Genomic DNA, 19,342 nt, shown 5'->3' with positions numbered 1-19,342 from the left:
AAGGGGCGGGGCGAAAGGCTCTACTTGGCAGCCGGCTTGGTGACCGGCTTGAGGCCCTGCGCCTTCCAGGACAGCCCCGAGCGGCCCTCGTTCTCCCAGTGCGACACCGTCGGGCCGATCAGCTCCACCACCGCACCCTCATCGATCTGCCCCGGATCAGCCGCCAACGTCACCTTGAACTCATCACCCTTGCCCCGGTAGCCGTCCTCGGTAGCAAGCGGCTTGGCGAACACACCCACCACGTACAGCGGATCAGTCGTGCCGTACGCCATCTTCACCTTCCCGTCCTGATCCACCTTGATCGACGGCTCCTCCACCACCCGCAGCTTGAAGCCAGCCAGGTTCACCGGAATGTTCCGCATCTCGCTCGTTCTCCTTCGGCTTGTCTCTCGTTGTTCTCGCGTGTCTCGTCGGCTTCAGCCGGGCACTACGTCCCCGCCCGCTCCGCCCGGTGTAACAGAGCGGAGCAGCTTGGAACAGAGCGTAACAGGTTGATTCAGTGTGGGTCAACAGATACACTCTGATTCATGTTCATGCCGTCTGAGCTGCGAGAACTTGATGGGCAAGCCGGCAGGGAGCGCCCTCGTCGCTAGGCGACCAGTTGCTAAGACAAGGAGTCCGATGACCGCCCAGCCAGACCCGCAGGACGTGCTACAGAGGGGAACGAGCGCTCTCGTTATCGCGCAGGCGATCCGGAACGACATCCAGGCTGGCCGGTTCGCTCACGGCCGGCAGCTACCCGGCACCAGGGCACTCGCTGAGTCTTGGAAGACCAGCGTTGCCACAATCAATCGGGCAATGTCGATCCTTGCGGACGAAGGACTGGTCATCAACCGTGCGCGGTCCAGTCGAATCGTCAACAACCCCGAAGGGGCCGCAAGCAAGGCGGGGTCTCGGGTAATCCTCATTGGGGGCTACGCAGGCTCGGGCAAGACGGAGCTTGGGCGCATCATTGCCCGGCAAGCGGGTTGGGCGATCCTCGACAAGGACACGATCACGCGGCCAGTGGTTGAAGCCGCGCTTGAGCGCCTGGGGCAGTCCCCGCATGATCGGGAGTCGGAAACCTATCTGACAGTCATTAGGCCGGCTGAATACGAAGCCCTGCTTGCCGCCATGACGGAGAACTTGCAATGTGGCTCGTCAGTGATCGTGACAGCGCCTTTTATTATGGAGCTTCGCGATAAAGCGTGGTGTAACCGATTGGCGGCTACCGTTGCGGCCCACAATGGCAGGCTCCAAGTCGTCTGGGTGCGCTGCGACGCTGAGACTATGCAAATGTATATCCGGCGTCGCGGGGCTGCCCGGGATGACTACAAGCTTGGAAACTGGGCGGAATACGTCAGTCGTCTCGATCTCGCTTTTGAGCCAAATATTCCGCATGTAATAGTTGACAACTCCGCAGGGGCTAAGCCACTGCAAGACCAGGCAGCGGAGCTGCTTAGCAAGCTGGCGCAGCCGTGAGAAATGGCCTGATTCTCTACGGCGCTCCAGCCACCGGCAAGGACACGCTCACCGCTGAGCTCGTCCGCAGTGAACCCGTGTTCGAGCACTTCATGCGACTCAAGGCCGGCAGTGGAAGGACTAGCGGCTATCGGATGATTAGCCAAGAGCGAGCCGAATCTCTGCGCCGAAGTCCGGGAATGATTCTATGGGAGAACAGTCGATACGGCTCGACATACTTCGTTGATCGCCCAGGAGTCGAGCAGATTTGGAGCTCGGGCCGCGTCCCAGTTGTCCACCTTGGCCAGGTTGAAGCCGTTGAGGCAATAGCTGATGACTCTCCGCTAGAAGCGCGCTGGACGGTGGTAGAGCTGTATTGCCAGCCGGCCATACTCTATGATCGCATTCGGTCTCGACGAACAGGAGACGATACCCAGCGCTTCGCGGCGGTTGAACAAACAGCTCGCCTACCGTATGCAGACATCAGAATCGACACCGGCTCCGTCTCGGTGGCCGAAGCTGCGAGAATGGTCGTCCGGCACCTACGACGCGTTTCTTAGCCGTGTGCAAGATGCGCCATCTTGCGCCCGACGGCAGCTTGCAACCCCGGGACCGGGGAACCCCGCAAGGATCCGCGGTCTCACCCGTGCTGGCGAACCTGTTCCTGCACTACGCGTTCGACACCTGGATGGTCCGGACGTTTCCGTCCATGCCGTTCGAACGCTACGCCGACGATGTCGTGGTGCACTGCGCCAGCGAACGCCAGGCGCGCATGGTGCGCCAGGCGATCGAGGACAGGATGGTCGAGGTCGGGCTGCGCCTGCACCCGGACAAGACCAGGATCGTGTACTGCAAGGACACCAACCGGCGAGGCGCCCATCCGGACACCTCGTTCACGTTCCTCGGGTACACGTTCCGTCCTCGCGGGGCCAAAGATCGCCACGGGCGCGTGTTCACCGCGTTCCTCCCGGCGATCAGCAAGGACGCTCTCAAGCGACTCAGCCGTACCGTCCGACGCTGGCAGATTCACCGCCGCCTGGACCTGAGCTGGGCCGAACTCGCCGAGATGATCAACCCCGTCGTACGCGGGTGGATGAGCTACTACGGACGGTTCTACCGCTCCGAGCTCTACACACTCCTGGCGCGCATCAACTCCTACCTGGTGCGCTGAATCCGCAAGAAATATCGACGGCTACGACCACGCCGCAAAGCGCGAATCATGTGGGAACGCCTCATCACGCAGCACCCACGCTACTTCGCTCACTGGGCCTGGGCCCGTAACCCTCTGATGACGGCCAGGGTGGTACGAGCGGAGTGACGGGAGACTGTCACGCTCCGTTCCGTGGGAGCCCGGAGGTGAGATCCCTCCGGGCAACCCGACCCTGCCTGCCAGACGGACAGGCCGTTACTCGGAAAGGCTCACTGACCGTTACCGCCCGCTTGCGCGGAATTGCTCAATGGCCCTGTCCGTATCCGTGACCGGCTCCGTGCCCGTGCCCGTGCCCGTGATATTGATTAACCGCCGATGAGCTAGCCGCGCTTTGAATATGGGTGGCGTTCAGGCTCACCAAGGGAGCTGCCTGGAGAGTCAAATAATTCCTATGCGCATCCCGGTACCTCGGCGCAAGTTGCCCGTTCATTCCAGGAGTGCGAAGCAGTGTGCCAAAAGCGCCTGGCTGCGTACCTGCAATGTGGCTAACCGCTCCCTGTCTGGCTTGAACGAATTGGTTTTCGGTCAGGCCCGGAGAACTCTCACGATCCGCGAAAAATTGTGAAACTAGCCTCGCTTGAGGATCTGCTTCGAGATACCAGGCAAGGGTATTCGCGGTCCGCGATGAGGTAAGATTCAGCCCACTAGCCCTAATGCCATTTATCATCTCTCCAAGGTCCGATTCGCCGGAAAGGCCATAGTGCCGCGCCCACCCGGCGGCGGTATTTGGATCCATCAGGGGGTCGACCTCGAGTCTCGAGGCGAAATCATTCATGATGGCGACATATCTATCATGAGCTTGACGCCACGATGGTATCGGACGGGTGTCGAGTGGCATGCTTCACTCCTTGCCGCGATTAACGCTATCTTCGGGCACGTTCTTACGTGCCATCCTCATCCGTATAACGTAACTCGAGGGGCAGTGGTTCATGCAGCAGGGCTCAGGCAAGGAGCCTGCAGCAGGCCGGCGAGGGGCTTCGCCGGTGTTGTCCAGGAAACCCGGGGTGAACGGCTGAAGCATGGTGTGTGTTCAAACTTTCTTTACTTGGTCAAGGGCGGGCCTTCGGCCCGCCGCCGTGTCGCACCGGGGCGCGCGTGCGGCCTGGCGGCCGGTCACGCCCCGGCGCACACGGCGCGGTGTTGGAGAGCCGTAGACATGGCTACGGGGCAAGCCAGGCCGGCGGCGATGGCCACCAGGAGCACGCGCAGTTCTGGCGCCGGTCTCGATCGAATGCCCGCGCGGCAGTGGGCACGACGGGTGCGTCGGGCTCGGGGTTGCTGGGCGCGTTTCCGGCTTCGTCTGTGGCTCAGCTTTCAAGACCGAGATGCGTGGTCACCCGGTTGCCGAGTCGCGGTGACCGCTCACTCTGGCAGGGATGCCGCAGCGCCGTCGTGGTCGTCATTCGGCGGCTGGGCTACCGTACGGCAGGTGATCTTGGGGAAGGAACCGCGACGCCGCCGGCCGCGACGCTGGGTGATCTATCTTGTGATCGGGCTAGCTCTCTGCGTGGGCGGTCCGGCTGCCGCTGGTGTGAGCTGGTTCGCCGTGAAAACAGCGGAAGCAGACAGAGGACAGGAAGCACCAGACGCGGCCGTGAACGTCTTCATGTTGGCCCTGTCATCCGGGGAGGAAATCGGGCTACGGGCGGTGCTGGCACCGCAGCAGCGAGACGAGCTCCTCGACGAGTGGCGCGACATCCGGCGCGACATCACTCGGACCGACCCGCAGCCGTCGAAGGTCAGCGCGGGCGTGTTCGACGTTGAGGACCGGGGCGACGACCGCGCCCAGGTGGTAACTCCCGTTCAAGCGGTGTGGTGGGGCGATGACGGCCTGGCGATGACCGGCACCCCGCGTCCGTGGCAGTTCGAGACGCGCCGTGACGGTGGAGGGTGGCGGGTCTGGAGCGTCGACCCGTACCCGTGGTGTGGTGGCCACGTTCGCGCCGACGCCTGCCGATGAGCCGCGGAGTTATCCGAGTATTGACCCGACGCAGACTGAAGGGCCGGCCCCTGACCAGGGAATCCGGCCCTTCGACGTCAGAGCGTGCCTCCGGCGGGGGCCTCGGGCTCCGGGATGGCGAGGGATGACCAGGAGTCGCGGTGAGGGAGTGGTTGAGGGGCGCCATCCCGTCACCGTCGTCCCAGGCAGAGCCGAGCAGATCCGCCCTCCTGGACCAAGGTCGTTCAGTCGTGGAGTGCTCCACCTTGGTCCAGGAGGGCAGACCCGCTCCACGATGTGTGGGACGACGGTGACGGGATAGCAAAGCCAGTGCAGGGGCGCTACGCCGATCACCCGGCGGGGTGCAGGCCGGCTAGCTGAACGAAAATCTCCCGCTTGTCGACGGCGTTGCCCCGGTCGTCGAGCTGGTAGCCCGTGAGCCACGCCCAGCCCCGATAGGTCGGCTTCGGGCACACCGAGATCACCCGGAACCTGAACCGCTGCCCCACGAACTGCACCGAAGCTTCGCGGTCAATCCACAGCTCATCGCCAGGCTTGGGTGAGCGGGGCTGCGGCCTAGCCCACATATGGACGTGCGACTCGACAGGCACGGACGTCCCTTCCTGCTCGAAGGTTGCCCTGCCCGGCCGAGTCGAAGGAGCCCAGCCGGGCAGGGGTACCGCCGCACCAGGGCGAGTTCGGATCCTCTACGACCAGCACAGCGGGTAGTCGCACCATATCCCAACCGGTACATGGTGGTCCATGGTCTACCAAGCCTGACCAGTGCCTTCTATGCCCAAATACCGTCGAGACGTGATCGACCCCGAAGGACCGGTGCCGGTCTACCAACAGTTGGCGGCGATCCTGCGCGAGCAGATCGAGCGCGGAGACCTGCCGCCCAACCGGCCGATTCCGAGCGTGGTCCGGCTCCAACAGGAGTACGGCCTTGCACGCGGCACCATCCTGCACACGGTTCGGGTGTTGGTCGCTGAGGGCCTGGTCTACGTGGTGCCCGGGAAGGGCACGTTCGTCAAGCCGCACTGAGCAGACGGCGGACCACCGAAGGACGCACCCGCTCATTAGCCCTTGCACCAGGGATCAGCGTTCCCGCCATGTTCCCGTAGAGGCTCGTAGGTGGCTGGACCGCACTGGACTCGGCCAGATCAACAAAACGGCCCCGCGATCAGCATCTCTGCTGCTCACAGGGCCGTTCGTGCACCTGGTGGCGGGTGAAGGATTCGAACCTTCGAAGCTTTCGCGACGGATTTACAGTCCGCTCCCATTGGCCGCTCGGGCAACCCGCCAGGGCACCCCACCGCGTCGCAACGCGGCGGCGGAAGCAAGGATAGCGGCTCCCCCCGGGCCTGGTGCAACCGGGTACGGTCAGGGGGTCGTGCCGCTGGTCGGTGGCCGACAACAGGCCCAGACCGCCGGACAGCAGGAGCATCAGCATGGCAGCGAACCCGTCGTTCGACATCGTGAGCAAGGTCGACCGCCAGGAGGTCGACAACGCCCTCCGTCAGGCGGAGAAGGAGCTCGCAACGCGGTTCGACTTCCGTGGCACCGGCGCGGAGATCTCCTGGTCCGGCGAGGAGGCGATCGGCCTTCAGGCGGAGACCGAGGAGCGGGTCGCCGCTGCGCTGGACGTGTTCAAGGAGAAGTTGGTCAAGCGGAACATCTCGCTGAAGTCGCTGGACGCTGGCGATCCGCGGCCGTCCGGCAAGGTTTTCAAGATCGACTGCAAGGTGATCCAGGGCATCGAGACCGACAAGGCCAAGGCGATCAGCAAGAAGATCCGCGACGAGGGTCCCAAGGGTGTCCAGGCTCAGATCCAGGGCGACCAACTGCGGGTCACCGGCAAGAAGCGCGACGACCTCCAGGCGGTCATCTCGCTGCTCAAGGGTGAGGACTTCGGCGTCGCCCTCCAGTTCACCAATTACCGCTGACGGCGAGCGGCCGGCCTGGTGGCCAGGCCGGCCAACGTCCCGTTGCCCGGGTGAACGTCCGGGGCGGTCGGGCAGTGTCGGAGACGGGATACCGATCAGGCTGATCCGGCGGTGAGCCCATCGACGACGAGAGCCTGGACGGTTCGCAGCACAGCGGCCTCCTGCTCGTGCCCCACGGTGCCGACGACAGCGGCCCAGTGCGCGGCGCATTCGGCGGCCAGCGCCCAGTCCCCACGGGACAGATGGACGACGATCTCCTCGTCGTCCGGCGGCCAGTCTCCGGAGCCGGGAACATCGGGGATCCAGTGAGCGATCTGCCTCCACCCCGCTCTGCGTATGGTGCTCGCCGCCGAGACGACCTGGCGAGGATCACCGTTCTCTGCCGCGACGCTGATCTCGCTGTCGAGTGCGCCGTCCAGGTGGCGCCACTGACGGGTGGTCATGCGGAGGCCGACCACCGTCTCAGGATCTCCGAAGCGGTCCATCCGGCCATCATCGTCGAACTCCCGGTCCGCGCGGGTGCCCCGCGCACCGCTGCCCGGCTCTTCGGCAGGCGCGGCCACCGGACCTCAGCGGACGACGGTGTACCAGTGTGCGGTCTCGCCCGGAATCGGTGCCAGGCGCACCTGTTCCCCGCCCGGGTCGTCGAACATCCGTACGCCGTCCCCGAGCAGCACCGGCGCGAAGAAAATCAGGATCTCGTCGAGCAGCCCGGCGCGGAGGCACTGCTTGGCGACGTCCGCGCCGAGGATGTTCACGTACTTCTCGCCGGCGGCCTCCTTGGCCTGTGCGACGGCGCTGTCGAGGTCACCGACGAACGTGACATCCGCGGATGGCTCGTCCGGCGGCCGGTGGGTCAGGACGAACACCGGTCCGTGGTACTGGCCGCCGAACGCGCCTTCGCTCTCGGTGCCGCGGTTCGGGTCGTCGCCGCCGAAGGTGCGGTTGCCGGCCAGGATCGCGCCGACGTCGGCCAGCAGGCGGTCCGCCGTCGGGTTGTCGCCGGCGAGGTGTTCGGTCAGCCAGGACATGTCCCCGCCGGGGCCGGCGATGTAGCCGTCGAGCGATGCCGTCGCCGAGTAGAGCAGCTTGGCCATGGTTCCCCTCTCATCGACGGGTCAGGCTGCGGCTTGCAACCGGTACCCGGGTACGGGCTTACCGTCGGATGGTGACCGACGAACGCCCTGCGGCGGACGACGCCTGGGTTCCTGAATCCTGCAGCCTACCCACGGCGGAGCGGCCGGTCCGCCTCGCCGAGTTTGACAGTCTCTTCGCCGAGGCCGTCCGGTGGTTCGACCGGCCGTCCGCGCAACGCCTGCGGCTGCACCTGACCGGTACGGAGCAGGCGGAGCGCTCCGTACGGGACCTGGCCGCCCGGGAGTCGGCGTGTTGTTCGTTCTTCACCTTCGAGGTGACCCGGAGTGGCCCGGACGCGGTGACCATGGAGGCGCGGGTGCCGGCCTCGCACGTCGGCATCCTCGACGCCCTCACCGAACGGGTGCGAAGCGGCGGCACCCCAACGGGAGGCGGCACGCCGGCGCCGGACGCGCCCTGGTTGCGCAGCGGTCAGCTGGCGACCGCGGCGGGGGTGAATCCGCAGACCCTGCGCTACTACGAGCGTCGCGGCCTGCTCAGCGCGCCTCGGCGCTCACCCGGCGGGCACCGGCTGTACCCGGCGGACGCGGTCACCCGGTTGCGGGTCATCAAGACGGCCCAGCGCCTCGGTTTCACCCTCGGTGAGGTGGCCGACCTGCTCGACGCGGGGCGGCACGAGCCGGGTGCGGGCCTGCCCGCCCGGGCCAGGGCGAAGCTGGCCGAGGTGGAGCGGAGGTTGGTCGACCTGACAGCCGTCCGGGACACCCTGCGGGCGGCTGTCGAGGCCGGCTGCGACGACCTGGTGGACTGCGCCGGCACCTCATGGTGCCCGCTGCCGTTTCCGGATCCGCCGCCCATCCCCGCGGCACGCTGAGATCGACCCGGGTTCCTGATGTCGGGGCATCCGCTTTGGCGGCACACCGCGGTGTGCAGGAACCCGAGTTGATCAGACGGCGACCGGCTCTTCGGCGCGTACCGCCGATGTTTCCGCGCGGGCGATGGGCCCGGCGGGCAGCGCGGCGACCCCGGCCGCGACGGCGACCGCCGCCCCGGCGAACAGGAACGCCCACGGCACGCCGCCGGCGTGGTCCACGATGAGGCCGGCCCCCGCGCCGCCGGCGGCGCTCGCCGCCACCGCGACGGTGACCACCCAGGTGTACGCCTCGTTCAGCATGCCCGTCGGGGCGATCCGCCCGACCAGGGTGTTCTCCAGGGTCAGCGCGGGAGCGATGGTGGCACCGCCGACGATCAGCGCGATGCCCAGCGCCAGCGGTGTGGGCATCACCGCGAACACCACGAAGGTGCCGGCCAGCGCGGCGAGCAGCCCGGCGAACTGCCGGGTCATGTTCGGTGCCGGACGGCGGACGCCGAACCAGAACCCGCCGACGGCGCTGCCGATCCCCCACACGGCCAGCAGGAGCCCGGCGAGGCTCTCCGGATCGTCGGTGGTGTAGTCGCTGGCGTACGCCGGAACGGTCACGCCGGCGGCGCCGAACGCGATGCCGAGGCCGGCCACGCAGACCAGCAGGGCCGGGAAGCCGGCGACGCGCAGTGGGCCGAGCCCTCGGGCCTGGTGCTCGCGGGGGTGCGGCCGCCAGCCGCGCATCACCTGGCCGAGGGCCACGGCGGTGGTGCCGACCAGGGTGACCACGGCCGCTCCGATCAGGGCCGCCGCCGCGTCGGCGACCAGCACGAAGCCGGCCACGAGCAGTGGGCCGAGCACGAAGACGATCTCGAACAGCGTGGTCTCCGCGGCGAGCGCGGTGTTGCGCAGGGCGGAGCGGCCCGAGGCGGGGCTGGTCAGTTCGTTCCACGCGCCGCGGATGGCGGCGGTGAGCGGCGGGTAGGTCGCCCCGGCGACGCCGGACGCCAGGTAGATGGCCGCGAGGGCGTCCTCGCCCGACCGGCTGGCCAGCAGCAGCCCGGTGAGCGCCAGAGGGTGGGCCACGGCGGTGACCAGGAGGACGGGGCTGGGGCCGACCCGGTCGGCGACCCGCCCGGCCACCGGGCTGAGCGCGGCACCGGCGATGGCGTAGATGCCGCCCGCCACGGCGGCGAGCGCGTACCGCCCGGTCACCTGCTCGACCACCAGCAGCAGCGCCAGCGGTGTCATGCCGATCCCGAGACGCCCGATGATGCCGGTGACCAGCAGCATCGGCGCGCCGGGGATCCGCCAGACACCCAGGTACTGACGCAGCGCGGCCACCGTGAACCTCCCAAGGATGTAATGAGCGTGAGCCGTTACGACCCTAACGCCGACGCTTGCCCCCAGGTACCGGATATCGGCCCCGACACAGCACTCCGCCCGCAGCCGGGGCGACCGGGTACGGGCGGAGTGAGGATCAGCGGGTCAGCGCTGGAACTGCACCGGCCCCGAGTTGGCGGCCATCCGCTCCAGGCGGGCGACCCGGTCCTCCATCTTCGGGTGGGTGGCGAAGAGCGCGGCCACCGCGCCACCGGAGAACGGGTTGGCGATCATGAGGTGGGCGGTGCTGGTGAGCGTGCCCTGGGCCGGCAGCGGGCGCCGACGGGCCACGGCGTCGATCTTGCGCAGTGCGCTGGCCAGGGCCAGCGGGTCGCGGCTCAACTCGGCACCCGAAGCGTCCGCCTGGAACTCGCGGCTCCGGCTGATCGCCAGCTGGATGATGGTGGCCGCGATCGGACCCAGGATCAGGGTCAGCAGCAGCACGGCCGGGTTCGGCGAATCCTCGTCGTCCCCACCGCCCAGCGGGATGAACCAGGCGATGTTCGCCAGGAACGTGACGATGCCGGCCAGACCGGCCGCCACGCTGGAGATCAGGATGTCGCGGTTGTAGACGTGCGACAGCTCGTGGCCGATCACGCCGCGCAGCTCGCGGTAGTCGAGGATCTCGGTGATGCCCTGGGTCACGCAGACCGCCGCGTGCTGCGGGTTACGACCCGTGGCGAACGCGTTGGGCTGCGCGGTCGGGCTGACGTACAGCCGCGGCATCGGCTGCCGGGCCTCGGCCGCCAGTTCACGGACCATCCGGTACAGCTCGGGGAACTGCGCCTCACTGACCGGTTGCGCGCGCATCGAGCGCAACGCGAGCTTGTCGGAGTAGAAGTAGGAAATGCCGTTCATGACCAGGGAAATGAGGACGGCGATGACCAGGCCGCCACTGCCGCCGAACCCGTAGCCCACCGCGAGGATCAGGGCGGTGAGCAGGCCGAGCAGCGCGGCGGTCTTCAGACGGTTGTGGTGCACGATCTCTCCTTCGGTGCACGGATCGCCGGGATCCGCTGACCGGTCCAACAACCCGGTACCCGTCAACCATCCGTCTCAACGCTGAGAGTTCACTGAGACTGGATCGGCAGGTCAGCGCCCGGCCAGGTCGAGCACCAACTGCGGGGCGACACCCACCACCACGGCGGCCACCGTGGCCACCGCCAGCACCACCGCCGCCACACCCACCAGGGGTACGGCCACCGCGCCGCCCGCCGCCGTCGGTGGTGTCGACGGCGCCCACAGGGCGGCGGTCACGCGCAGGTAGTAGGCCAGCCCGATCACCGCGTTCAGCGCCACCACCAGCGCCAGCCAACCCGCGCCACCGTCGAGCAGCGCCCGGACCACGGTCACCTTCGCGAACAGCCCGGCCAGCCCCGGAGGCAGGCCGGCGAGGCCCACCAGCGCGAGACCGAGCGCCACGCCGCGCCACGGGTGCTGGCGGGCCGCCCCGCGCAGGTCGTCGAGCGTGCCGCCGTCCGCCCCCACCGGGCGCAGCGCGGTCACCCCCGCGAACGCGGCCAGCTCCAGCAGCACGAAGAACACGGCGTACGCCACCGCTGCCGCGTACGCCGCCGAGCGGGCTTCACCCGTACGGCCGGCGGCGAGCGCCAACGCGCCCAGCGGGGCGAGGATGTAACCGGCCTGCGCGACGGACGACCAGGCGAGCAACCGGACGGTACGCCGCTGACGCAGCGCGACCAGATTACCGACGGTCATGGTGAGCACCGCGAGCACGGCGAGCACCGGGCCGGTCTGGTCGGCCGGCAGCGCCCGCTGCACCACGGCCAGCAGCGCGACGAGCCCACCCAGCTTCGACGCCGTGGACAGGTACGCGGCCACCGGCAGCGGCGCACCGTCGTAGGTGGCCGGCGCCCAGGCGTGGAACGGCACGGCCGCCACCTTGAACGCCAACCCGACCAGCAGCAACGCCACCGCGGCGGTGGTCAGTGGCAGGTCCCGCAGGTCCGGTCGTTCGGCCAGCAGCGCGCCGAGCCGATCCAGGTGCAGCCCGCCGGTCACCGCGTAGAGCAGCGCCGCGCCGAGCAGCGTCACGCTGGTGGCCACCACGCTGACCACGAAGAAGGTCACCGCCGCCTCGGCGCTGGCCAGGCTCCCGCGACGCAGGCCGACCAGCACATACAGCGGCAGGGTCAGCGTCTCCAGGGCGACGATCAGGGTGATCAGGTCGCCGGCCGCGCCGAGCACCACGCCGCCGGTCATCGAGCAGGCCAGCAGGAAGCAGTACTCCCCCACCGGCGACCGCCCGGCCCGCAGCGCGGGTGCGGACAACCCGAGCACGCCCAGCGTCAGCAGCGCCACCACCGCACCGACCAGGGCCGCGCGTCCGCCGAAGACCCAGGAGCAGTCGGCGCCGGCGCAGAACGTCCGCCGCTCGCCGGCCGCGCCGACCAGGGCCGCGCCGACCGCGGTGCCGAGGGCGCCCAGCCCGGCCACCACGACCGTGACCCGAGGCCGCGCCAGCAGCAGGTCGGTGATCAGCACGAGTACGGCGGTGCCGGCGGCCAGATAGGCCGGCAGCAGCGCCACGCTGTCCACGCTCTGCACCACGCTCATCTGCGCCTGCCCTCGTTCACGACCGCGGTGCCCCGCTTCGTCGCACTCCTCGCGCTCACCGGGACACCACCCCGATCAGGGCGTCGACGGGCGCCTCGGCGACGCCGAGGACCAGAGCCGGTGCCAGCCCGATGGCCAACGCCAGCAGCACCAGCGGCACCCACGCGGTCAGCTCCGCACCGGCCAGACCGGCACCGACCCCACCGACCGCCGGACTCGGCCGGCCGTGGGTGACCTGGCGCAGCAGCCGCAGGAAGTACGCGGCGGTGAGCGCGCCACCGACCGCCGCCAGCACCCCGAGGGTCGTCCACAGCGGGCCGCCCCGCTGGATCGCCGCGACCACCGCGAACGCCTCCCCCCAGAAGCCGGCCAGCCCGGGCAGGCCGAGCGACGCGACCGCCGCGAACGCCAGCAGACCGGCCAGCCGGGGCGCGGTCTCCCGCAGCCCGGACAGCTCGGCGAGAGTGCCCGTGCCGGTACGGTCCTTCACGGCACCCGCCAGGAAGAACAGCAGTCCGGTGATCACCCCGTGCGCGACGTTGCCGATCAGCGCCGCCTGGATGCCGGTGGCGGTCAACGTGGCGACGCCCAGCAGCACGAACCCCATGTGCCCCACGCTGGAGTACGCGATCAGCCGCTTGACGTCCGCCTGGGCCAGGCACACCAGCGAACCGACGAGGATCGCGGCGACGGCCAGCACGCCCAGCACCGGCGCCGCCCAGCGCGCGCCCTCCGGCGCCACCCCCACCGCCACCCGGATCAGGCCGTACGTGCCCATCTTGAGCAGCACCCCGGCGAGCACGACACTGCCCACCGTGGGTGCCTGGGTGTGCGCGTCGGGCAGCCACGAGTGCAGCGGCCAGAGCGGACTCTTCACCGCGAAGGCCAACGCCAGCAGGGTGAACGCGGCCAGTTGGGTACCCCGGGACAACCCGTCGCCCCCGGTCAGCGCCACCACGTCGGCGGTACCGGCGGCGGCGACCACCACGTACACGCCGACCAGCAGCAACACCGACCCGAACAGGGTGTACAGCGTGAACTTGCGGGCCGCCCGACGCCGGTCCGGGCCACCCCAGCCGGCGATGATCGCGTACATCGGCAGCAGGACGACCTCGAAGAAGAGGAAGAACAACACCAGGTCCAGGGCGAGGAACGTGCCCAGGATGCCCACCTCGACCACCAGCAGCAGCGCCACCAACGCCCGGCCGCTGCCGCCGTCGGGCACCCGCCACATCGTGTACGCGCAGCAGAGCAGCGTGAGCAGCGCGGTCAACACCACCAACGGCCAGGAGATGCCGTCGACACCGAGATGGAAACGCAGCTCGAGGCCGGGCACCCAGGGCAGGTCGAGCTGGTGCCACGGGCGCACCGCCGGCTCGCCCGCCGACCACGCCACCCAACTCCGCCCACCGAACACCAACGGCACGGCGGCCAGCAGGGTCAACGCCGCCGCGATCGTGCCGACCAGCCGGGCCGCCCGGTCCCGGGGTGTCGCCGCCACCGCGACCGCACCCAGCGCCGGCACCGCCAGGACGGCCACCAGCAACACCTGTCCAACGGTCATCGGTTGGCTCCGATCAGGGCGGCGGCCAGGCCGATCAGCAGCGCGCCGGCCAGCACACCGGCGGCGGCCCGGGGCAGCGCGGCCCGGTGCAGCGCCGCCAGCCCGGCACCCAGACCGGACGCGGCCCGCCCGCTGCCCTCGACGGCGCCGTCCACCACCACCTCGTCGCCGGTACGCGCGGCGCGGGCCAGCGCCCGGGCGGGGCGTACGACGAGGGTGCGCTGGACGTCGTCGAGCCGGAACGCGCGGGCGAAGACCGGCCGCAGCGGACCCAGCGCGGACGCCGGATCGGCGGCCGTGTCCCGACGCCAGCCCACCGCCACCAGCCCCGCCCCGACCACCAGCAGCGCCAACGGCAGCAGCGCCGCCGGCCCGACGTGGACCAGCCCGTCCTCGGAGCCCGCCACCGGCACGGTGGCGAACCGCAGCCGGTCGGCGAACGCCCCGACGAAACCGGCCAGGCCGAGCAGCGCGGCCGGCACGGCCAGCAGCAGCACCGGCCAGCGCAGCAGCGCCGGCGGGTCGTGCGGGGCGACCAGCGGCAGCCGGGGCTCGCCGAAAAAGGCCCGCAGCAGCAGCCGGCCCGCGTACCAGGCGGTGACCGCCACGCCGACCAGCCCGGCGATCCAGACCAGCCAGCCCACCCAGGACGGCGCCGGGCCGGTGCCCTCCAGCGCGGCGGACTCGGCGACCGTCAGCACGCCGTCCTTGCTCCAGAAGCCGGCCAGCGGCGGCACACCGGCCAACGCGCCCAGGCCCACCACCGTGCACCAGAAGGTCACCGGCATGCTGCGCCGCAGGCCGCCCATCTCCGACATCAGGGTGGTGCCCACGGCGTGGATCACCGCGCCGGCGGCGAGGAACAGCAGCGCCTTGAACGCGGCGTGGGTGAGCAGGTGGAACAGCGCCGCCGACGGTGAACCGACCGCCAGCGCGCCGGTCATGTAGCCCAACTGGGAGACGGTCGACCAGGCCAGCACCCGCTTGATGTCGTCCTGGGCGGTGGCGGCGAGCGCACCGAGCAGCAGGGTGATCGCGCCGAGCACCCCCAGCACGGTCAGCGTCACCGGCGCGGCGGTGAACAGCGGATAGAGGCGGGCCACCGCGTACACGCCGGCGGCGACCATCGTCGCCGCGTGGATCAGCGCGGAGATCGGCGTCGGGCCGGCCATCGCGTCCGGCAGCCAGGTGTGCAGCGGGAACTGCGCGCTCTTGCCGGCCACCCCGGCCAGCAGCAGCAGACCGGCGGCCGTCAACGTCGCGCCGGAGTGGTCGTGGGTGAGCACGTCGGTGATCCGGAAACTGCCCGTCGACACGCCGAGCAGGGCGATGCCGAGCAGGAACCCGACGTCACCCACCCGGGTCACCAGGAACGCCTTCATGGCGGCGGCGGGTGCGCCGGCCAGTCGGCGGTCGTGGGCGATGAGCAGGTACGAGCAGAGGCCCATCACCTCCCACCCGACCAGCAGCATGATCAGATCACCGGCGACAACCACGAGCAGCATGGCGCCGGTGAAGAGGCTGATCTGCGCCGCGTACGGCGGGTAGCGGTGGTCGACGTCGACGTCGTCGTGCGGGCCGCGCCGCAGGTAGCCGATCGAGTAGACCTGCACGGCCAGGGCGACCGCGGTGACCGCCACCGCGACGAGTGCGGCCGCGCCGTCCAGCCGGACACCCAGGGTCACCATCAGCCCGCCGATGTCGACCCAGGTGGTGGACGTCTGCGTCGGACCGTCGACCGTCACCAGCAGCGCGACGGCCAGCGCCAACGCGACGGCCGCGCCGGCCACCCCCAGCGTCACGGCGGCCGTCCGGGCACGGTCCCCGCCGGCCGCACCACCCCGGTGCCGCGGGGCCGGTGGCAGCAGCAGGCCGAGCAGGCCGGCGACCAGCGGTACGGCGGGCAGCAACGCCCCGAGCAGACCCGTCACCGGCCCGCCTCCACATCCTGGCCGACGGTCCGCGTCGACACGGCAGGCTCGGTCAACGCCACCTCATCCACCGCCACGGTGGCCCGCAGCCGGTAGAGCTGAAGGACGATCGCCAGCCCCACCCCGATCTCGGCGGCGGCGAGGACGATGACGAACAGCGCGAAGACCTGCCCCGAGTGCGGGAGCACGGCGCGGGCGGTCGTGTCGGCGGTGACCAGGATTAGGTTGACCGCGTTGAGCATCAACTCGACCGCCATCAGCACCAGCACGGCGTTGCGGCGGCGCAGCACGCCGTACACGCCGAGGCCGAACAGCAGGGCGGCGGTGACGTACGGGATGACCGGCCTCACCGGCGACCCCCGGTCGTCACGTCGACCCCGCTGCGGGCCGTGCTGTCGGCCGGGCGAGGGCGGCCGATGTCCGGGCGGGACAACACCACCGCGCCGACCAGTGCCGACAGCAGCAGCACCGAGAGCACCTCGAATGGCAGCACCCAGGACTGGAAGATCTGCTCCCCCAGCCGCTCCGCGCTGCCCGCACCGGGCAGCTCGACCGTGCCCCACCGGTACGCGTCGACCAGCAGAACGGTCAACCCCAGCCCCGCGCCGCCCCCGATCAGGGCGGCCGGCCAGCCGGGCCGGTCCAGGTCGTCGGAGGCCCCGATCGGCGCCCGGGTCAGCATCACCGCGAACAGCAGCAACACCACCACCGCGCCCACATAGATCAGCACCTGCACCCAGGCCACCAACTCGGCGCCGAGCACCAGATAGTCACCGGCCAGCGCGCCCAGACAGACCACCAGGTAGAGACCGGCCCGGACCAGATGTTTCGTCGTCACCACCAGCACGCCGGAACCGACCGCCACCGCGCCGAGCGCGAGCAGCAGCACATCCGCCCCGGTCACCGGGCCACCCCAGCGGCTCGGGCGCTCACGAGGCGGGACCCGGGTCGACGTCGGGCTCCGGGCGTACCGATGAAGGGGCCGGACGTGCGGCGGACGCCTTGCGGGCGGCGGACGTCTCCTCCTTGGCCGGCTCGCCGTTCGGGTCGTGCGCCGGCGGCGGCGGGACGGTGGCCATCCACTGGCCGAGGTGGTCCTTGTCGTGCAGCAGGTCCTTGATGTCGTACTCGGCGTACTCGAACTCCGGTGACCAGTAGAGCGCGTCGAACGGGCAGACCTCGATGCAGATACCGCAGTACATGCAGAGCGAGAAGTCGATGTCGAACTTGTCGAGCACGTTGCGCTGGCGGGGGCGGGCGGCACCCGGCACCGCCACCTCCTCCTTGTGCGAGTCGATGTAGATGCACCAGTCCGGACACTCGCGGGCGCAGAGCATGCAGACCGTGCAGTTTTCCTCGGACAGCGCGATCACGCCACGCGAGCGGGGCGGCAGCTCGGGGGCGACGTCCGGGTACTGCTGGGTGGTCGAGCGGCTGGTCATCGTCTTGAGGGTGACCGCCAGCCCCTTCACCAGGCCCGCGCCGGGAAGGCCGCGCTCGCTGGCGTCACCGCGCTCGCTGGGGTCGCTCATGTCGACCATCCTGCCCTGTGGCCTCGGCGCGCGCGACCACCACCCACAGGTCGACGACCCCAGGGTGTACCCGGGAAGCGCGAACCGCGCGGAGAATCGATGACGACCGAACTGGACATGTTTCACACCCCGGCCGGCGGCTGGACCACCGATGGTCTCGACAGACTCCCCGACGGCATTCTGCTCATGCCAGCGCCTCCTCGAACCTCGCACCAGTGGGTCGCGGCACATCTCATGACAGCGCTACTGGCGGATCGAGACGGAGGGTGGCGCGCTGGAGGTCGTCACCTACCGGATCGACGCGGTGAACGAGGTCTACACCAAGACGGGGCGGTGGACGACGTTCGTCGACACCGGCGAGCCCTTCCCGATCAACCTGCCGATCAGCCGGATCACGCCCCGGGTCCGCTGACCACGGCCGGTGGGAGCATCTCGACGCCGAGCTGCTGAAGCAGCTGGAACAGCTCGTTGCAGCTCCACACCTCGACGATCCGGCCCGCCGCGTCGAAGCGCAGGAACGTCGCACCCGAGTAGCTGACCACCTGACCGGTGGGCGGCACCGGCCCGAACTGCCCGGCCTGGGTGCCGGCCGCCCGCCAGTGCACGGCCACCCGCTCACCCGCCGCCACCACGTCCACGATCTTGTAGCGCAGGTCCGGGAAGGCCGCCCGCCGCTCGCGGTGCCAGGCCAACGTCGCCTCCGGCCCGGTCCCGCCCAGCCCGGGGCACTCGTCGGCGACCAGCTCGTACGCCGACTCCTCCCGGCGGGAGTTCCACACGTCGGCGATGAACCGCCGGGCCGCCGCCTCCACATCCGTCACCTCGGCAGGGTAGCCGGACACCCAGCCGTAGATCCGTAAGGATTGGGTAGAGGACAGTGCGCGAACCGGGAGGGCGACGTGGGCGAGCAAACAGGCGGTAAGTACGTCGAGCCGGGTGGCGAGTTCACCCGGGACCAGCGGTACATCGCGACCCGGATCACCAAGGACGGGCGCGACGGGTACCCGGTGGAGCCCGGCCGGTACCGGCTGGCGGTCAGCCGAGCCTGCCCGTGGGCCAACCGGCTGATCATCGTGCGGCGCCTGCTCGGCCTGGAGGACGCCATCTCGATGGCGGTGGCCGGCCCGACCCACGACGCCCGGAGCTGGACCTTCGACCTCGACCCGGACGGCCGCGACCCGGTGCTCGGCATCGAGCGCATCCAGGAGGCGTACTTCAAGCGCTTCCCCGGCTACGAGCGCGGCATCACCGTGCCGGCGATCGTGGACGTGCCGACCGGGCAGGTGGTGACCAACGACTACGCCCAGATGAGCCTGGACCTGTCCACACAGTGGGCCGCGTACCACCGCGAGGGCGCACCGCAGCTCTACCCCGAGCACCTGCGGGAGCAGATCGACGAGGTCAACGCCGTGGTGTTCCGCGACGTCAACAACGGGGTCTACCGGTGTGGCTTCGCGGGCAGCCAGGAGGCGTACGACAAGGCGTACCACCAGCTCTTCGACCGACTGGACTGGCTGACCGGGCGGCTGACCGACCAGCGTTACCTGGTCGGCGACACGATCACCGAGGCCGACGTGCGGCTGTTCACCACGCTGGTCCGCTTCGACCCGGTCTACCACGGTCACTTCAAGTGCAACCGGCAGAAGCTGAGCGAGATGCCGGTGCTGTGGGCGTACGCCCGGGACCTGTTCCAGACCCCCGGGTTCGGCGACACCATCGACTTCGACCACATCAAGCGGCACTACTACGAGGTGCACCGCGACATCAACCCGACCGGCATCGTGCCGCTCGGCCCGGACCTGTCCAACTGGCTCACGCCGCACGGCCGCGAGTCGCTGGGTGGCCGCCCCTTCGGCGACGGCA

The 19,342-nt window shown here is 69.7% G+C and carries 20 protein-coding genes and 1 tRNA gene; 7 read left to right on the top strand and 14 right to left on the bottom strand.

Features of this window, described 5'->3' with window-relative positions; translation table 11 throughout:
* Positions 1–20: 20 nt before the first annotated feature.
* Positions 21–362 carry a hypothetical protein gene (locus F8271_RS06510; protein ID WP_151488742.1) on the bottom strand — a complete coding sequence of 114 codons (342 nt, stop codon included), beginning with the start codon at positions 360–362 and terminating at the stop codon, positions 21–23.
* 259 nt (positions 363–621) lie between these two features.
* Between F8271_RS06510 and F8271_RS06505 the strand changes: the two genes are divergently transcribed.
* The 3 genes from F8271_RS06505 to F8271_RS06495 all read left to right on the top strand — a co-directional run bounded on the left by F8271_RS06505 (position 622) and on the right by F8271_RS06495 (position 4,610).
* A complete protein-coding gene (locus tag F8271_RS06505) occupies positions 622–1,461 on the top strand; it encodes a GntR family transcriptional regulator (protein ID WP_151488741.1) in 840 nt (279 codons plus the stop codon).
* A 550-nt stretch (positions 1,462–2,011) separates the two neighbouring features.
* Complete coding sequence (locus tag F8271_RS06500) at positions 2,012–2,611, top strand: reverse transcriptase domain-containing protein (RefSeq protein WP_225854194.1); 600 nt, start codon at positions 2,012–2,014, stop codon at positions 2,609–2,611.
* Positions 2,612–4,079: 1,468 nt separating this feature from the next.
* Positions 4,080–4,610 (top strand): hypothetical protein, encoded by a 531-nt coding sequence (locus F8271_RS06495; protein ID WP_151488740.1) that lies wholly within the window; start codon positions 4,080–4,082, stop codon positions 4,608–4,610.
* 329 nt (positions 4,611–4,939) lie between these two features.
* On the opposite strand, the gene F8271_RS06490 is transcribed toward F8271_RS06495, so the two are convergent.
* A complete protein-coding gene (locus F8271_RS06490; protein ID WP_151488767.1) occupies positions 4,940–5,176 on the bottom strand; it encodes a hypothetical protein in 237 nt (78 codons plus the stop codon).
* Between the two features lie 226 nt (positions 5,177–5,402).
* Between F8271_RS06490 and F8271_RS06485 the strand changes: the two genes are divergently transcribed.
* Entirely contained in the window at positions 5,403–5,633 is a 231-nt protein-coding gene (locus F8271_RS06485) for a GntR family transcriptional regulator (protein ID WP_151488739.1), read from the top strand.
* A 176-nt stretch (positions 5,634–5,809) separates the two neighbouring features.
* On the opposite strand, the gene F8271_RS06480 is transcribed toward F8271_RS06485, so the two are convergent.
* Positions 5,810–5,893 (bottom strand) — tRNA-Tyr (locus F8271_RS06480).
* A gap of 147 nt (positions 5,894–6,040) precedes the next feature.
* Between F8271_RS06480 and F8271_RS06475 the strand changes: the two genes are divergently transcribed.
* Complete coding sequence (locus F8271_RS06475) at positions 6,041–6,535, top strand: YajQ family cyclic di-GMP-binding protein (RefSeq protein WP_151488738.1); 495 nt, start codon at positions 6,041–6,043, stop codon at positions 6,533–6,535.
* 95 nt (positions 6,536–6,630) lie between these two features.
* Here F8271_RS06475 and F8271_RS06470 read toward each other — a convergent pair whose 3' ends face one another.
* On the bottom strand, positions 6,631–7,098 hold the full coding sequence (locus F8271_RS06470; RefSeq protein ID WP_225854193.1) for a hypothetical protein: 468 nt from the start codon (positions 7,096–7,098) through the stop codon (positions 6,631–6,633).
* A 6-nt stretch (positions 7,099–7,104) separates the two neighbouring features.
* On the bottom strand, positions 7,105–7,632 hold the full coding sequence (locus tag F8271_RS06465; RefSeq protein WP_151488736.1) for a dihydrofolate reductase family protein: 528 nt from the start codon (positions 7,630–7,632) through the stop codon (positions 7,105–7,107).
* A 71-nt stretch (positions 7,633–7,703) separates the two neighbouring features.
* Here F8271_RS06465 and F8271_RS06460 point away from each other — a divergent pair, with 71 nt between their 5' ends.
* Positions 7,704–8,504, top strand: a complete 801-nt coding sequence (locus tag F8271_RS06460) for a MerR family transcriptional regulator (RefSeq protein WP_225854192.1) — start codon at positions 7,704–7,706, stop codon at positions 8,502–8,504.
* Positions 8,505–8,576: 72 nt separating this feature from the next.
* On the opposite strand, the gene F8271_RS06455 is transcribed toward F8271_RS06460, so the two are convergent.
* The 9 genes from F8271_RS06455 to F8271_RS06410 all read right to left on the bottom strand — a co-directional run bounded on the left by F8271_RS06455 (position 8,577) and on the right by F8271_RS06410 (position 18,300).
* Entirely contained in the window at positions 8,577–9,836 is a 1,260-nt protein-coding gene (locus F8271_RS06455) for an MFS transporter (protein WP_151488735.1), read from the bottom strand.
* A gap of 144 nt (positions 9,837–9,980) precedes the next feature.
* Positions 9,981–10,856 carry a zinc metalloprotease HtpX gene (gene htpX / locus F8271_RS06450; protein ID WP_151488734.1) on the bottom strand — a complete coding sequence of 292 codons (876 nt, stop codon included), beginning with the start codon at positions 10,854–10,856 and terminating at the stop codon, positions 9,981–9,983.
* Positions 10,857–10,967: 111 nt separating this feature from the next.
* Entirely contained in the window at positions 10,968–12,452 is a 1,485-nt protein-coding gene (locus F8271_RS06445) for an NADH-quinone oxidoreductase subunit N (protein ID WP_151488733.1), read from the bottom strand.
* 55 nt (positions 12,453–12,507) lie between these two features.
* On the bottom strand, positions 12,508–14,016 hold the full coding sequence (locus F8271_RS06440; protein WP_151488732.1) for a NuoM family protein: 1,509 nt from the start codon (positions 14,014–14,016) through the stop codon (positions 12,508–12,510).
* Entirely contained in the window at positions 14,013–15,947 is a 1,935-nt protein-coding gene (locus F8271_RS06435) for an NADH-quinone oxidoreductase subunit L (protein ID WP_151488731.1), read from the bottom strand. Before F8271_RS06435 ends, F8271_RS06440 begins: the two co-directional genes overlap by 4 nt.
* Positions 15,944–16,297: an NADH-quinone oxidoreductase subunit NuoK gene (gene nuoK, locus F8271_RS06430; protein WP_151488730.1), complete on the bottom strand. Its 354-nt coding sequence runs from the start codon at positions 16,295–16,297 to the stop codon at positions 15,944–15,946. Before nuoK ends, F8271_RS06435 begins: the two co-directional genes overlap by 4 nt.
* Positions 16,294–16,851, bottom strand: a complete 558-nt coding sequence (locus F8271_RS06425) for an NADH-quinone oxidoreductase subunit J (protein ID WP_151488729.1) — start codon at positions 16,849–16,851, stop codon at positions 16,294–16,296. The genes nuoK and F8271_RS06425 overlap by 4 nt, the downstream gene beginning before the upstream one ends.
* A 25-nt stretch (positions 16,852–16,876) precedes the next feature.
* Positions 16,877–17,488: an NADH-quinone oxidoreductase subunit I gene (locus F8271_RS06420; protein ID WP_151488728.1), complete on the bottom strand. Its 612-nt coding sequence runs from the start codon at positions 17,486–17,488 to the stop codon at positions 16,877–16,879.
* 383 nt (positions 17,489–17,871) lie between these two features.
* Complete coding sequence (locus tag F8271_RS06410; RefSeq protein ID WP_151488727.1) at positions 17,872–18,300, bottom strand: ester cyclase; 429 nt, start codon at positions 18,298–18,300, stop codon at positions 17,872–17,874.
* Between the two features lie 42 nt (positions 18,301–18,342).
* Between F8271_RS06410 and F8271_RS06405 the strand changes: the two genes are divergently transcribed.
* A partial coding sequence (locus F8271_RS06405) for a glutathione S-transferase family protein (RefSeq protein WP_151488726.1) occupies positions 18,343–19,342 on the top strand: 1,000 nt, incomplete at its 3' end.

Source organism: Micromonospora sp. ALFpr18c, from assembly GCF_008868155.1.
GTDB lineage: Bacteria > Actinomycetota > Actinomycetes > Mycobacteriales > Micromonosporaceae > Micromonospora.
The sequence above is the reverse complement of the archived record's forward strand: the minus strand, read 5'-3'. Positions and strand labels throughout refer to the sequence as shown.